16 protein-coding genes are annotated in these 15,170 nt (G+C 43.7%); 2 read left to right on the top strand and 14 right to left on the bottom strand.

Annotated features, from left to right (window positions below; all coding sequences use genetic code 11):
• Positions 1-21: 21 nt before the first annotated feature.
• The 7 genes from R9C00_16100 to R9C00_16070 form a co-directional block, all read right to left on the bottom strand.
• On the bottom strand, positions 22-549 hold the full coding sequence (locus R9C00_16100) for an O-linked GlcNAc transferase (protein WPO33225.1): 528 nt from the start codon (positions 547-549) through the stop codon (positions 22-24).
• A 254-nt stretch (positions 550-803) separates the two neighbouring features.
• Complete coding sequence (locus tag R9C00_16095; GenBank protein WPO33224.1) at positions 804-2,210, bottom strand: RtcB family protein; 1,407 nt, start codon at positions 2,208-2,210, stop codon at positions 804-806.
• Between the two features lie 688 nt (positions 2,211-2,898).
• Positions 2,899-4,065 carry a C1 family peptidase gene (locus tag R9C00_16090; protein ID WPO33223.1) on the bottom strand — a complete coding sequence of 389 codons (1,167 nt, stop codon included), beginning with the start codon at positions 4,063-4,065 and terminating at the stop codon, positions 2,899-2,901.
• A 169-nt stretch (positions 4,066-4,234) separates the two neighbouring features.
• On the bottom strand, positions 4,235-4,681 hold the full coding sequence (locus R9C00_16085; GenBank protein ID WPO33222.1) for a GNAT family N-acetyltransferase: 447 nt from the start codon (positions 4,679-4,681) through the stop codon (positions 4,235-4,237).
• A gap of 50 nt (positions 4,682-4,731) precedes the next feature.
• The gene (locus tag R9C00_16080; GenBank protein WPO33221.1) at positions 4,732-5,694 is read right to left on the bottom strand and encodes a sugar phosphate isomerase/epimerase family protein; all 963 of its coding nucleotides are present in this window, start codon (positions 5,692-5,694) and stop codon (positions 4,732-4,734) included.
• A 117-nt stretch (positions 5,695-5,811) separates the two neighbouring features.
• Positions 5,812-6,324, bottom strand: a complete 513-nt coding sequence (locus R9C00_16075; GenBank protein ID WPO33220.1) for a gamma carbonic anhydrase family protein — start codon at positions 6,322-6,324, stop codon at positions 5,812-5,814.
• A gap of 301 nt (positions 6,325-6,625) precedes the next feature.
• Positions 6,626-7,231, bottom strand: a complete 606-nt coding sequence (locus R9C00_16070; GenBank protein WPO33219.1) for a hypothetical protein — start codon at positions 7,229-7,231, stop codon at positions 6,626-6,628.
• Between the two features lie 349 nt (positions 7,232-7,580).
• Between R9C00_16070 and R9C00_16065 the strand changes: the two genes are divergently transcribed.
• Positions 7,581-8,588 carry a dihydroorotate dehydrogenase-like protein gene (locus R9C00_16065; GenBank protein ID WPO33218.1) on the top strand — a complete coding sequence of 336 codons (1,008 nt, stop codon included), beginning with the start codon at positions 7,581-7,583 and terminating at the stop codon, positions 8,586-8,588.
• A 121-nt stretch (positions 8,589-8,709) separates the two neighbouring features.
• On the opposite strand, the gene R9C00_16060 is transcribed toward R9C00_16065, so the two are convergent.
• Positions 8,710-9,492, bottom strand: coding sequence for an IS5 family transposase (locus R9C00_16060; protein ID WPO33217.1), 783 nt, complete (start codon positions 9,490-9,492; stop codon positions 8,710-8,712).
• A gap of 185 nt (positions 9,493-9,677) precedes the next feature.
• Here R9C00_16060 and R9C00_16055 point away from each other — a divergent pair, with 185 nt between their 5' ends.
• Positions 9,678-10,178 carry an NAD(P)H-dependent oxidoreductase gene (locus tag R9C00_16055; protein WPO33216.1) on the top strand — a complete coding sequence of 167 codons (501 nt, stop codon included), beginning with the start codon at positions 9,678-9,680 and terminating at the stop codon, positions 10,176-10,178.
• A gap of 69 nt (positions 10,179-10,247) precedes the next feature.
• Here the strand turns inward: R9C00_16055 and sufD are convergent, their stop codons facing one another.
• The 6 genes from sufD to R9C00_16025 all read right to left on the bottom strand — a co-directional run bounded on the left by sufD (position 10,248) and on the right by R9C00_16025 (position 15,089).
• The gene (sufD, locus tag R9C00_16050) at positions 10,248-11,567 is read right to left on the bottom strand and encodes a Fe-S cluster assembly protein SufD (protein WPO33215.1); all 1,320 of its coding nucleotides are present in this window, start codon (positions 11,565-11,567) and stop codon (positions 10,248-10,250) included.
• Positions 11,568-11,611: 44 nt separating this feature from the next.
• The gene (sufC, locus tag R9C00_16045) at positions 11,612-12,373 is read right to left on the bottom strand and encodes a Fe-S cluster assembly ATPase SufC (protein WPO33214.1); all 762 of its coding nucleotides are present in this window, start codon (positions 12,371-12,373) and stop codon (positions 11,612-11,614) included.
• A gap of 476 nt (positions 12,374-12,849) precedes the next feature.
• Positions 12,850-13,119, bottom strand: coding sequence for a hypothetical protein (locus tag R9C00_16040; protein WPO33213.1), 270 nt, complete (start codon positions 13,117-13,119; stop codon positions 12,850-12,852).
• A gap of 16 nt (positions 13,120-13,135) precedes the next feature.
• Complete coding sequence (locus tag R9C00_16035; GenBank protein WPO33212.1) at positions 13,136-13,405, bottom strand: hypothetical protein; 270 nt, start codon at positions 13,403-13,405, stop codon at positions 13,136-13,138.
• Positions 13,406-13,416: 11 nt separating this feature from the next.
• A complete protein-coding gene (locus R9C00_16030) occupies positions 13,417-13,692 on the bottom strand; it encodes a hypothetical protein (GenBank protein WPO33211.1) in 276 nt (91 codons plus the stop codon).
• A complete protein-coding gene (locus R9C00_16025) occupies positions 13,689-15,089 on the bottom strand; it encodes a radical SAM protein (GenBank protein ID WPO33210.1) in 1,401 nt (466 codons plus the stop codon). The genes R9C00_16030 and R9C00_16025 overlap by 4 nt, the downstream gene beginning before the upstream one ends.
• Between the last annotated feature and the right edge of the window lie 81 nt (positions 15,090-15,170).

Below are 15,170 nucleotides of genomic sequence, written 5' to 3'. Positions count from 1 at the left end.
TTTGACCAATTCTAACAAGAACTAATAAGAAGGTTGCTTCTTCTTGAACAAACGAAAGAAACCCCATTTTTTGCCGTGGCAGCGTTTGATGTTGCCTCGGTAAGCTTCAATCTCGAAGTTGTTCAAAGAATTGGCAATTGCCAGCTTGTATTTGGCTATTGCCTCCTTATAATTTCCCTCATACTCGAACATCAGCCCTAGTTCGTTGTGCAGACTAGAAACATTGATGCCTGGCACTTTCAAGGCTTTGTTTACCACTATCAAAAGCTCTTCGCTTTTTTTGAGCTTATTGAGCAAGAAACAGTAGTTCAAATAACCAGCAGGGAAAGTTGGGGCAAATTTTATAGCCAACTTGTAGTGATACTCTGCTTTTGCGTAGTCTACAAAGGTGTTGTCATAAATCCACCCAAGGGCATTGTGTGCTCGGCCGTAGCCAGGCTCAGAAACTAAAATCTCTTCGAGTTGCTTTTTGCCCCCCATTATGTCGCCGTCTTCAAGCAATTGTTCTGCCTCAAGTTGGCTTTCCTCAATCTCGCCATTATAGCTCATCGTATTAAGTTTTTAAGTTTGTCGGTTTCCCTTCGTCAAAGCTAGGGACTATTCACCAATTATTTTCTTTTTTATCGCCTCAACAAGTATAGACCCCCAGTCCATAAAAGATGTACGGTGTGCAAAGGAAAAACAACTTAGTTTTTCCTTGAAAGCCCTAAATCCCTTATGTGTGGCTGAAGCGGGTTACTTGTTTCTAGTTACAAGTTCCTTTTTTTAATCAGCAACAAGAAACTAGTAACCAGAAACTGAGTTTACTCCCCGCTCATCCGTACTATTTTTGGGGTGAACCTTGCCAAGGTTTCCACCAAATCGACTTGTGCTTCCATCACTTGGTTGATGTCTTTGTAGGCCTGGGGGGCTTCGTCTAAGCCTCCGCCAATCAGCTCTACTCCCTTGTCTTTCAGTAACTTCTTTACTTCAGATTGCACCAAGGTTGATTTTGCCTTGCTTCTGGAAAGCACCCTGCCCGCACCGTGCGAAGCAGAATTGATCGATTTGGTTTCCCCTTTTCCCCTCACCACAAAACCTGGCTCGGTCATAGACCCGGGGATAATTCCTAATACACCTTTTCCGGCAGGTGTTGCGCCTTTTCTGTGGACTATTACGTCCCGTCCGTCGGCTAGTTGCTCTTTCCAAGCAAAGTTGTGGTGGTTTTCCACCCTCGCCAATACTTTTGAGCCCAGCGCTTTGGTAATCCTTCGGTGGATGTGGTCGTGGCAAGCCGAAGCATAATCGCCAGCCAAGTTCATCGCCCTCCAGTATTCCTGACCCGCTTCCGAGTCCAAACTGAGCCAAGCCAAATGCCTTGCTTCTGTTGGCAAAATAGTCTGTTCCATCGCTATTTTGGTGTAATACTGGGCTAAAATGCCCCCAAAACCTCTTGACCCCGAATGGGACAGCACAGATAAATATTTGCCTGGTGCCAAGTTCCACTCATTGTCAGCGGTGAACAGTTTTACAATTCCAAATTCTACAAAGTGGTTGCCGCTCCCCGAAGAACCAATTTGCTGATATGCTTTGTCCTGTAAAGACCTGATTTTGGGAATTTCCCTGAATTCTGGTCTTGTGAGCACTTCATCGTCCATCGGCTTGTCAAAAGTTTGGTTGCCAAACTTTGTGTTTTCTTTCAAAATATTCTTCAACCTGCTCCTTTGTCCTATGAGCATATTCACAGGTGCATCGAACAACGAAAGGCACATTCGGCAGCCAATATCGACCCCAACTCCGTAGGGAATCACCGCATTTTCTGCGGCTAATACTCCACCAATAGGCAGCCCGTAACCAAAATGGGCATCGGGCATCAAGGCTCCTGCAACCGCTACGGGCAACTTCATCGCCACATGCATTTGGTGCTTTGCACCTTCTTCTATGCCCCATTCTCCATAGGTTGTATGCGGGATTTTCATTTCTCGCAGTGGGGTTTCGCCCGTTTTCTCTTCGGGCTTCATGAGCAATTCTGCCGCAATAAGCCCTAACAGTTCTTCCGATTTGAATTTTTCAGGGTTTTGCTTTATTTCTTTCAGGAGCTCTAGTTTTTCCACTTTGCTCTTTTTTTTGAAAGCCTTATTTGCCATCACCTTGATGATCACCCCAATGGTTCTCCCTTCTGGAAAACCTATATTCCGGAGGTCTTTCCCCCTCAATTTTTGTGTTGCCATGTTCCTAAATTTGTTGAGCGAAGCTGGCATAGCGCGCCCAAGTTAGAGATTTGTTACAACTAGCCACTTGCTCTATGTTTTTAAGGCATTGGGCTATTACGTAACTTTTACATTACTCATGCTATACATGCAGGTACATACCGATAAATACGCTTCGTTGACCATGCCTTTTGCGGATCACCTTCGTGCAGAAAAGGCAGCTATTGTGTAACATTTATAAACTTTAACTCGGTCCAAGTTCAGGATGCCTTCGGCTAGTTTTCCTCCCGGGATAATGCTTGAAGACTAAGAAGTTGTTTGGGAGCTCCCAAGCAACTTTGGTGAGGGCAAAAAAAGAACCCGGACCAATTTGAATTTCGGACCGGGTTCTTCTCAATTTCTATTGAGTAGCTTTATGTATTATCACGTTGATAACCCCCAAGTCCGTCGCTGAAAAACGGTAAGCTCTGGTAACGGTCTGTGCGTATATCCATACACCATACCGTAGCTAGCTCATGCTGCTTTTCAGTTGACGATATGTTGATGAGATTTAGCATTTTTTCTTATGACCGTTTAAAGGGTTTAACAACTTTACAATTATTTCTTGATTCGTTGCAAAGGTAATGGGATTCTTTTTTACAAAGCAAGAAAATTTATCATTTTTTTAAAAACTAACTTTTGGTGTCGGTTTTGTCCAAATGGTAAACGTCTAGATTTTCAATTTCTTTTTGAGACTTTCGGGCACGGCATCTTTATGTACCATAATGGCTACGCACTTGAGTCTGTTATAGGCTCTTGACATGTACAAATAGCCGCCAAAATCGTTGCTCTCAGCTCCCCAAGAGTTTTTGGTAACATAGTATTTCGTTCCATTTCCGTCTACTATCAAGCCAACGATGTGCATCAGGTGGTCGTCAGTTGTGCTGTAGTCTTCGTAGGTTTCTTGGCGCATGTCTTGCGTAATTTCCTTCTCTTTTATTACCTCGTCAAAAATGTGTTTTTTATCCGATTTTGACATCTCATCCCAGTCCAATTCTGGCACTATCGCCATCCCTTTTTTGTGGGAAAAAGATTTTTCGCTCACATCACCGTCCCATGCGATGGAATAGCCCTTGTCGATGGCGTTGTCCATTACCGCTTCCAGCTCGTCGATGGGGAGGTTGTAATACGAGGCACTTGCCCAGTTGTCGGGAACTTCTAGCACTAGTTTTTCATAAAATGGCTGGTGCTCATACGAGGTGATTTCTATGTAATTGCTAGGGTCGAAGGCAAGCACTTCATCGGCAAATGCCTTGGGAGAATACTTTTTGTCTTTGTAATCGAAGTTTTCGGGAAGGTCGCCCAAGTAGGTGTCCAGCACCCTGTCAAACGCCTTGGTCCAATGCTCCGTAGGCTTGGCGTTTTTGCCTTCTACCACACCTTCCAAAAATCCTTTCAGCACACCAATAAGCTCGCTGTGGTCGTATTCACCTTCTCCTTTTTTTCCATCGTAAGCCTCTTCGGGCATTATCCCATGTTTTTTTACAATGTTCGTTACATCGTGTGAGAGGCTTCCTTGCCCGAAGTTGGCGTAGCCTTGCATCCGTACATAATGTTTTGCCTTGGCAGGATAATTATGCCTTACAAAATACATTTCCGAGACATCGTGCTCACCTTTGCCTTGCCTCAGTGCTTCCGATTCTATGAAGGAAGTGGTGGAAAAGCTCCAGCAAGTACCTGTTCTTCCTTGGTCTTTTACCGAGGTGGTGGCTACCATTTTCTGTACTTGGAGTTTGTTGCCGTCCTCTTCGAGGTGAATAAGCTGGGCGAAAGTAATATGTGAAAAAAGTGTAGCGGCAAGGAGCAACAGCCCTACCTTCAATTGTAGTTTTTTCATTGTTGTAGTTGTAGTTAAAATTGAAATTTTCACTTATCAATTCCCTGAAAATAATGCAAACTGACAAATGATGCAAAAAAGTTGAGGGGGAAAATAGATAACTAATGCCCAGAACAATGAATGATTACATTGTCTATTTATGTAAATAGGGTGTTTTTTGATAGGCTTATCAACTTTTTCTTTTCTCCATCACAGGTAAAAACCGCCCCTTGGGAAAGCTTTCGATTTGCTTGAAAGTAACAAAGCCTTGTTTCTGATAAAAAAGTGCAGCATTAGGGTCGGCTACTACTTGAATGGGCTTTTGGGAGCTGCTGAACTTTTGGAGAGCAGCTTCTAATAAGCGTTTCCCAAAGCCTTTTCCAATGAACTCTGGCAAGATCCACAAATGGTTGATTTCAACATACTCAGCTTCTTCTTTAATAGCACAAAAACCAAGGGAGCCTTCTCGGTTTTCGGCAACTAAAATAGACTGCTCTTCCAAGTCGGTAGGAGTGAGGGTGAGGTCATCGAGCCATCGCTCAATCCACTCATTGGGGTAGCCCCAGTGCTTTTTTGCGGTTACACTAATTCTATTAAGAACAGGTAGGTCTTCAAGAACAGCTTTTCGTAATTTCATGATGAACTATGATTGGAAGTAGGCGAACTATTCGCTATGGCACAAAAAAACTATTTGGAATAAACCGCAGCCCAGCTTTTAGCTGCAAGGGCTTTGGTTTTCAAGATTCCATCTTTGGAAGGTAAGCTTTTACCTTCATATTCTATACCGAGGTAGCCATCGTACTCAGCATCTTTCATGATTTGGAAGAATTTACCAAAATCCATGGTGGTTTCATTGCCTTCTGCATCAAATTCAAAAGCTTTTACGCTAATGCCTTTGGCAGTCGGGATCAACTCAGCGAAGCCTTTGTAATAATCGTATTCTTTGATGCAGGGAGCGCCCCAAAGTGCACCGCCTTCCCGCTCAATGCACCAGTTATGGAAGTCCGCCAAGCTGCCTACATTTTTGTCCGAAAGGCTTGCTACCAAATCGGCTAACCAAGCCCCATCGTTAGAAACCCCACCGTGGTTTTCTATGATGATCTGGACGCCTTTTTCGTTGGCATAATCTGCCAGGGCGCCAATTCCGGCAATACTATTTTCCTTCATTTCTTCGGGAGTTCCATCGCCATGGGCGTTTATACGCATAGCTGGGCAGCCCAAATATTTGGCAGCATCTACCCATTTTTTCCCTTCTTCTATTGCCTTTTCCCGTTCTTCCGTATCTGATGCACTCAGGTTGCCAATGTTGTCCACTTGGATCATCAAATTTTTGATGCCCGCTGCACTTGCCGCTTCATTTAAGCTATCTAAGTATTCGAAATTATCGACCTTGTCCAAGAAAAATTGGTTTACATATTCCACACCCTCAAAGCCCATTTCTCCCGCAGCTTTCACAAAATCAACCGTGTTCATTTCTCCACCAAGTAAGTCCCGATTGAAAGACCATTGGGCTAAGGAGTATTTTGCTTTGGGAATAACTACTTTGGCTTCTTGCTCCACGGTTTCTTCGGAGCTTTCTGTTGTTTTTTGGCAAGAGAAAAGTAGGGGGAAAATAACTAGGGCGAAAGATAAGGTTCTTAACATTTTCATAGAATGTACTCGTTTTGGTTCGATGAACAAGTTACATTTTTATAGGAGAATGGTCAAAAATATATAAAACCGTCCCCACCCCTTCAAGCGATCGAGACGGTCTGTGGCTGAACACCATCAATCCTCAATCCACTTCGAATACATTACGTAATTGTTGGCGGTACGCTCGAAGATAGCGCCTAGTTCCTCGCTGATGGCTTTTACTTTTTTGGCGGGTGTGCCTGCGTAGATGTAGCCTGTTTCGCAAATTGTATTTTCCAACACGACCGCACCTGCGGCTACCAATGCACCCGTTTGCACTACGGCATTGTCCATCACAATGGCGCCCATGCCCACCAAGCAGCCGTCTTCTAGCGTGCAGCCATGGATCATTGCCCCGTGCCCTATGGAAACGTTGCTACCGATGGTGGTGCTTGCTTTTTGGTAGGTACAGTGGATAATTGCTCCGTCTTGAATGTTGGTTTTGTTCCCGATCCTGATCGAGTGCACATCGCCCCTCACCACCGCATTGAACCAAATGGTGCATTCGTCCCCAATTATCACATCGCCAATAATGGTGGCATTGTCAGCCAAAAAAACGTCCTTTCCAAACGTTGGGGCAACCCCTTTTACTTTTTTTATCAAAGCCATTTTTATACTTTTTTATTTAAAAAAATCTGTCTGTTCATGTCAATAAAATGCCATTTAGTAGCCCAAACCGACACGGTTAAAGTTAGCATTTTTCCTGTTTTTATAAATATGACTTTTGCCATGGAAAAATGTAGCTTTTTTGGGGTGGGAAATTAGAAGGTGGGGTATGCTTCTGAAAATGAATTACGATTTTAGAAGAGAAAAATGGGTAACTAGATTGTAGTACTTTTACGGATTATCATTAAAACAACTAAAGGGCTGTGCGACACAGCCCTCGGGTGATGTGGTTACAAGGTTGGTGCTATTCCATGCTTTCGGAAAAATCGTGGACAAGCTTTCTGCCTTTGAGTGGTATTTGCAAATCTGGCAGGTGCTGAGGTTTGTATCGGTTGTATTTGTGCCGAAGCTTGTGACTGAAGGCTGAAATCAAGTTGATCAAGAATCCGATAGCAGCTGGCCCCCAGAACGGAATGCTGATTACAACAGCCAGCAAAATGATAGGGGAGAAGATGATCAATACCATCAGCCCGATCAAAAGTTTCATCACGTTCACGAAGCTAAAGTGCATCCGTTCAAAGGCAATGCTTTTGGTAAACTTGGTGCTTTTGATATGTGGTATGAGGTATTTGTGTAATGCTATTAGGAACTTACTGTAATTCAGGTCGTTGGAGTCAGGAACTTCCAATTCTAGCCCATTTTTGAAAAAGAGCTTAAAGAAATACGCCTTGTTGGGAATACCCGCCATAGCTAAAGCTGGGCGGTAGCCTAAATTCACTTCTCTAATATCTTCCAAAGGATAGGAGATGTATCGCCCTCCCTTGTTGAGGCTGATGTTTTCGTTGGTGAGGGATATGAGGGTCAATGTTCCATTTCCCAACTCACCAAACTGATAGGTGATGGGTGTCATTTTTATATACTTTAGTTTTTGAATTCGTCTTATGAATAATCTAGATGTCAGCTCATTTAACCTTTTATAAGCCTTAATTCATCTTTATAAACAAGTTTTTAGAGGCTTCAAATAAACCCGAAAAGTAGGCTGGTCGCTGCCATTGTGTTCATTTACTTTAATCTCCGATATTTCTCAGAATTTTCCTATGACATTCATCATGCAATGGCTGTGGGAAAGCTAACCTCTGTCAGAGATTATTCTTGGGAAACTGCTTAACTTGCCTTCGTCTAGTAAATATGGACTTCTTTGATTTGGGAGGATACCCAATATTGAATATCAATAGCTTTAAGATACTAATTTTAACAACATGGATTTATCGGTAAAGTACATGGGGTTGTATTTGAAAAACCCAATTATAGTGAGTAGTTCGGATTTGACATCAAGTGTGGAGAATGTGAAGAAGTGTGCCGAAGCAGGTGCTGGAGCAGTGGTGTTGAAGTCGCTTTTTGAAGAGCAGATTTTGAACGAAATAGACAAGTATTCATCGAAGGGACAATATGCTTTTGACCAACACCCTGAGGCTACTGATTATGTACAAAGCCTTACCCGCGACCACAATATAGATGAGTACCTCAAGTTGATAGAAGGGGCAAAAAAATCGGTGGATATTCCCGTAATTGCCAGTATAAATTGCATGACTTCCAGAGAGTGGCCTGCTTTTGCCGCCGAGTTGCAAGCAGCAGGAGCAGATGCTATAGAGCTTAATATTGGAGTTTTTCCATTCAGCGAAGAGAAAAGTAGCCAGCAGATTGAGGCGCAGTACGTAGAGATTTTAAGGGCGGTGAAGCAGCATGTGAAAATACCTGTTGCAGTAAAAATTGGTTACTATTTCTCAAATATTTACCAAATAGCCCGTCAGCTAGATGCCGCAGGAGCTGATGCGGTGGTGATGTTCAACCGTTTTTATCGCCCAGATATCGACATCCAGAACTTGAATATTTTTGCGGGAGAGATTTTGAGCACACCTTCCGAAATGACCCAAGTTTTACGCTGGGTTGGGCTGCTTTCAGGAAAAGTAGGCTGCTACTTGGGTGCATCTACAGGTATCCACGATGGTGCGGGGGTTATCAAGCAATTGTTGGTTGGAGCTGATGCCACCATGGTTTGCTCTAAGCTTTACCGCAAAGGCTTTAGTTACATAGGCTCAATGCTCACCGAAATAGAAGCTTGGATGGAGTCGCATAAGTTTGAAACCATCAAAGATTTCCAAGGAAAGCTAGCTGGTGTACAAGCCAATACGGCGGAGTGGGAGCGCATTCAGTTTATCAAAAAAGCTACGGGAAATGCAGTGAAGCCTTTGGGCTCAGAATGGTAAATTTGGAAGCTAGAGGTTGGATGATATATATGATGATGGGATGAAATGAAACGATGATTGAGTGAGATAATGAAGATGTTTTTGTGGCTCGACTTCAGACCTAAGATCATGTTTAAAAATTTTAAATAGGCATTTTTTTGATCCTATTAAGTATTATTTGGCAGTTTTGCCATAAAACCCAAGCTTCTTGGCTTTTGGTAGTTTTTTCATAGTCTTTGGACAGCCTCCGGAAGAAATTGAACGTGCCGAATGTCCTCTCGGTGACCCATCTCCACTTGATGGGCACAAAGCCCCTGGGGGTTGGGGGACAAGAGGATATCTCGACCTCTACGCCCCTTATGTTGTCCTCTACCCATCCGGTGAACTTCTTTTTATAGGCCTGGTCTGCCAGGATCTTTTCCATCCTGTGCAGGTAGCCCAAGAGGGGCTCCACCACCCGTTGCCCTATCGTGCCGTCATGCTCGTTGGCGCCAGTGGCGACCACTCCCCATACCAGCCCGAGCGTATCGGTGATGACGTGCCTTTTTCTCCCGTTCACCTTCTTGTTGCCGTCCAGCCCCGTGTCCTGCCCGATAAAAGGCGCGCACTTTACCGACTGGCTATCAATGGAAAGCATGCTCGGGGTCGCCTTCTTGCCCTTCCTCTTGCGCTCTAGTTGGTTGAGTGCCGCGTTCAGCCGAAAAAGCGTGTTGTCCCCCTGCCACTTGCGGAAATAATAGTATACCACATTCCAAGGAGGGCGTCCCTCGCCCGAGAGGCTGCGCCACTGCTGTCCGCTGCGCATGCAGTACAAGATCGAGTCCACCACGTCCCTGAGGTCATATTTGCGTTTCCTTTCCACGGGAAGATATTCTTTTATATATTGCCATTGCCGGGAGGTCAAGCGGGTATATCCTGTTTCCATAAACTTTGTTGTTTCGTCACTACAAAGTTTTAGCCTGCCCGGCTCTTTTCAAAATTTAAACATGCTCTAAGAAATGATAAAACATTGTTAATGCCCTTGAGAAATCTGGGGCATTTTTTTGCCAAAATTGAATTTTTCCCTTTTTGTCTCGGTTTACCTTCTCTAAACTTAAAACTAGAATTGAAATGAAACCGATAATAATAGTAGGAAGCTCTCGCAAAGAGGGGGCGACAGGAAAAGTGGCAACTCAATTACAAGAGTTGGTGGGTGCTGACTTGATACATTTAATAGATTGCAAAATAGCTCCGTACGATTATGAGTATCGGAATAGGGAAGATGATTTTCTCCCCCTTATGGAAAAATTATTAGCTACTTACGATACCTTCATTTTTGCAACTCCCGTGTATTGGTATTCGATGAGCGCACAGATGAAGACGTTTTTCGACCGGCTCTCCGATTTACTGAGGGTAGAGAAAGGCTTGGGAAGAAAACTTCGAGGGAAAAATATGGCAGTGCTGAACTCTTCGGCTGGAGATAATTTGGGCGATGGCTTTTGGTTGCCATTCAAAGCTTCAGCAAAGTATTTGGGTATGAATTACCTCGCTAGCTTGCATACATATGAAGGGGAAAATGCGGAGATGGAATTGGAAAAGTTTGCGAGTGAAATTTCCGCAGTTAGTGTATAAAAGCATCACAAAAAAACGCCCTCTCTTTTCACAAGTGAGGGCGTTTCAATTTATCGTGACCTAAGCCGATTAAACATCGAGCCTAGAGGCTATCAAGTTTTCGATATGCTCTTTAAAAGCATCAACTTTTATCCTATCTAGCACATCGTTGGCGAAAGCTTGCATAAGCATTGCCTTGGCTTTTTGCTCGGGAATACCTCTTGATTTGAGGTAGAACAAAGGCTCTTCGTCCAGTGCGCCAGTGGTACAACCGTGCGAGCATTTCACATCATCTGCCCAAATTTCGAGCTGAGGCTTGGTGTTGATGGTCGCATTGTCAGAAAGCAAGATGTTCTTGTTCGACTGGAACGCATTGGTTTTCTGAGCATCTTCCCTTACAAAGATTTTTCCGTTGAACACGCCTGTTGAGCGATCGTCCATGATGCCTTTGTAAAGCTGGTTGCTGTACGAGTTGGGCTTCAAATGATCGACCGTACTGTGGTTGTCCACATGGTCTTTGCTATTGAGCATGTACAAGCCCGTCATGAATGCCTCGCAGTGTTCGCCATTAAGGGCAATATTGAGGTTGTTCCTGATAAGCCCGCCACCCAAGGTCATGGTGGTGTTGTGGTAGTGGCTATTGCCCAATTGCTCTACTTGCGTAGTGCCCACAAAATACGAGTTCGAGCTTTTGTTTTGAAGCTTGTAATGCTCAACCGTAGTGTCTTTTCCCACAAAAATCTCCGTCACCACGTTGATGAACCCGTCTTGATCGCCTATGGTGAGGTAATCTTCCATAAAGCTCAAGCGGCTGTTGTCCTCGGCAATGATCAAGTTGCGCGGCTGAGCCATCACTTTTTCATTGCGGCTGTCCAACACATTGAGCAACAAAATTGGCTTTTGCGCTTCGGTGCTTTTTTTCACGTGGATAAAAGCTCCATCGTAAGCAAAAGCGGTGTTCAAGGCTGTGAAAATATCTTCTTCGAACTTGGCGTACTTGGCAAAGTGCTTTTCAATCAGCTCGCTTTGGGTAGCGTAGGCATCCGAAAGGTTGGCTACTTCTACGCCGTTGCCAGCTTCGTAAGTAGAAAGCTCTTCATTGAACTTGCCGTTCACAAATACCAACACCATAGCGTCAAGTCCCTCAATGTGGTGACCTTTGAGCATATCGGCATTGATATCAGGAGCCAAATCAAATGCGTATTCGTTGCCAACAATCTTTTTGACGTTGGTATATTTCCATTCTTCATGGCGGATGGTAGGGAATTCTAACGAACCGATTTTGCTCGCCGCAGCCAATCTCGATTGGTTCCAGTTGCTCTCACGTTGCCCGTTCAGCCCTTCTTGGAACTTCTCAAACTGCTTTTCCAAACCACTGTCTAATTCTACAAAAGATGGTTGAATTGCCATACGATTAATATCTCTGATTTTTTAATTGATTAAACTGGAAGGAACTAAGCAACCTCTTCGCCTAGCTCTTTTTTGATCCAATCGTAGCCTTTTTCTTCTAGCTCCAGTGCCAGTTCTTTTGTACCAGACTTCACTATTCTTCCTTTGTAAAGTACGTGCACATAGTCAGGCACTATGTAGTCGAGCAAACGCTGGTAGTGAGTCACTACGATAGCAGCTGTGTCTTTGCTTTTGAGTGTGTTCACGCCGTTGGCAACAATTCTAAGCGCATCAATGTCAAGCCCAGAATCTGTTTCATCGAGGATAGAAAGTTTAGGCTCAAGCATAGCCATTTGGAAAATCTCGTTCCTTTTCTTTTCCCCACCAGAAAAACCTTCGTTGAGTGAGCGGGACATCAACGATTGGTCCATGCTTACCAACTTCATTTTTTCTTTCATCAATTTCAAGAAAGAAACAGCATCAAGTGGCTCTTGCTCCTTGTATTTCCTGATCTCGTTCACTGCCGTTTTAAGGAAGTTGGTGTTGCTTACGCCAGGGATTTCCACTGGGTATTGGAACGCCAAGAAAACACCTTCGCCAGCCCTTTCTTCAGGGGCAAGTTCTAGCAAATCTGTTCCGTTGTAGGTTACTTCGCCTTCGGTCACTTCATAATCTTCCCTTCCTGCCAATACAGAGGCGAGGGTACTTTTACCAGAGCCATTAGGCCCCATAATGGCGTGAACTTCTCCTGCTTTTACACTGAGGTTGATACCATTGAGGATTTTTTTGTCCTCTATAGATGCATGTAAATTTTTGATTTCCAGCATAGATATTTATAATTAGTACTCTTTTATTTCCTTAATTAATTGATCTTCCTAAGCACTTTGCCAAAGCCACATTTCAATGCGTGCCCTTTTCGTGAAGGCTAAAGAGCTGCAAAGGTACTTATTTCACCTGTTTTATTTATAACTAATCTGAATAAAACACTCCGTTTGGTGTAAGAACACCAGAAGGCAAGGATTGTTTTAAGGATTTGACGATGGAAAAGAGGCTAGGCGATAGGGGTTGGGAGATAAAATTAGACTTGTAGAGCCAAGGCTTGTCTTGACTCTACGGCAAATCTGCAACCTTCCTCCTCAAAACCAAAACCGCCCCTCCAAAAGATGATGAGGCGGTTTAATGGTTGATTTTTTGTTTTTATTTGCTGCCCCTTCTTAAAATCGGTTCACAGAACCTACGATAATAGTTCGCCATTACAAATGACGAACAGCGGGGTGATACCAACTATTTTCATTTAATTTTTTTAAAGTTGAGCACTGCCCAAGCATGCTGAAAATCCAAGTAATAAGACTGTTGCTGCGCTGAGCAGATAAGGTTTAGCCTTTACATTGTCATCTCTAAATACAAAGGAAAGAGCCATTTTTAGATTAACGGAGACTTGAATAAATATAAGAATTGAAGAGTAAATCATGTTGATGATGCCCTTATCATGTGGGCTTTCTTCTAAAAGAAAGTAATGAAGAAAAACTGTGTAGGCTAATAGGATTACTATATTGATACTTACTTTTTTCATAAAATAATAAGTTTGTTTAAAGGTACCCTACGCTAAGGCAAGTAGAAAAGCCGATGAGTAAAACTAAGGCTGTGCTAAGGAAGAATGCTTGTCTTCTTTTTTTATTTTCAACCAACTCTGTTTCGGTGCCACCATTATCAGATTGTATTCCGCCAATCAAATTAGCTAAGGAGTGAATGCAAATAGCAGCTCCTAATGGAAGAAGGTTAACATAAAAGTTTTCAGCCGGTCGGAGAATGGCTGAATATCCAATCAATATCAATAAGTTTATCCCAACTATTTTCATCTCATCAACATTTAAAGACTACCAGTTCCTATACAGGCAGAAAATCCCACCAAAAGCACCACGCCTGCGCCAAGCAAAAAGGTCTTCCCCAAAGGCTTGTCCTTATTGTAAAACATTGCCCCAGATACGATTAGGTTAATAATGACTTGGGCCGCAATTGCGACCATCAGTGTAAACATAATTCCCAGCTCTCTATATTGCTGAGAGGGTGTCAGGAAGTTGGTAAGCAGGGTGTAAATGAGCAAAATCAATAAGTTGATTCCTACAATTTCTTTTATTTTTTTCATAAGGCAAGTTCTTTTCTGATGCTACGTAATTTATCCTCAAATTCTTTCCTGTAAAAGAGGTTCATGGTTTCGAAAGGGATGACTTTTCCCTCGTCGGAGACGATATGGACGCATGACTTTTTGATGGCCCTCACATCAAAATCATAGGCGTCCATAAAGTTCATGATGATGATGCGAAAGAGGTTGTCGTATTGCAGGCCGGGTGCAGAAACCCCAGGCAGGCAGCACAACAATTGGTTGAAGGTTTTTGCGATTTTGTCCACCGAATTTCCCGTACTAAATACTTCGAGCACATGCTTGTGCAAGGCTTCGTCTTGCTCATACACAATCGTATTTTTGGAGCTGTTCAGCAAGACTTCCGGGTCGATGAGGTGGGTGAGGGGCTGCGTTTTTTTTCCATACTTTAGGGCGTAGCCCATGGCAAGGGCATCGGGGTTGCAAGGAACGGGTACGATGTCGTTTGCGTTGAAAACAGGGCTTTGCTCCACTATTTTCCTCCTCACTTCCGTAAGCGTTAGCCGATCTTTTGCTGGGTCAAAGTTTTCCAATCTGCCACTAACCGAAGTGGGCTGAAAGGTGACCCCACGCACGCATTTTTGCTTTAGGGCAAAGTCGATGATCTCCCCAATTTCATCGTCGTTGAGTCCTTTTTGGAGCGTGACTACGAGTGTGGTAGAAAGATTGAGCTTATTCAGGTTTTCCAGCGCCTGCATCCTGATTTCTTTCAGGCTTGCCCCTCGCATTTGTTCCAGCACTTCTTCTCTAAAAGAATCGAACTGGAGATAAATTTCGAAGTCGGGCATGTACGAAGCCAGCTTTTTGGTAAACTCAAAATCCTTGGCAATCTTGATCCCGTTGGTGTTCACCATCAAGTGCTTTATCGGCTTAGCTTTGGCAATATCCAATATCTCAAAAAAGTCGGGGTGGATGGTCGGCTCGCCGCCACTTAGTTGGACTACATCGGGCTCGCCTTCGCTTTCCACTATTACATCCAGCATTTTTTCAATTTCGGCTAGGCTGCGGTGCCTTCCATGGGTGGGCGAGGAACTTGCATAGCAGGTGGGGCAAGTGAGGTTGCAGCGGTCGGTTACTTCTATGAGGGTAAGGCAAGAGTGCTGCTCATGGTCGGGGCAAATGCCGCAATCGTAAGGGCAGCCAAAGTGGGTTTCCGTGTGAGGCTGCAGGGGATATTCGGAGGCTTTGTTGTAGTTGCGGATTTGTTTGTAATAGTCAATGTCGTCTGCAATCAGCACTTTTTGGAAGCCGTGTTCCTTGCAGGTTTTTGCCAAATACACGTTGGTGTTTTCAAAAATGATTTTTGCCCCAATTGGCTTGTGGCATTCGTTGCAAAGGCTGGTGGTATGGTCGTAATAGATATAGTTTCTAGTGTTGGTCATATGTTGGTCAATATAAAAATGCTTCTATTGTTTTGTGTCCTCAGTTTCATTCGAATAGCCAGTTACTGGTTGCTTGTCACT

The organism is Flammeovirgaceae bacterium SG7u.111, assembly GCA_034044135.1.
Taxonomy (GTDB): Bacteria; Bacteroidota; Bacteroidia; order Cytophagales; family Flammeovirgaceae.
This window is presented reverse-complemented; position numbering and strand designations above follow the sequence as displayed.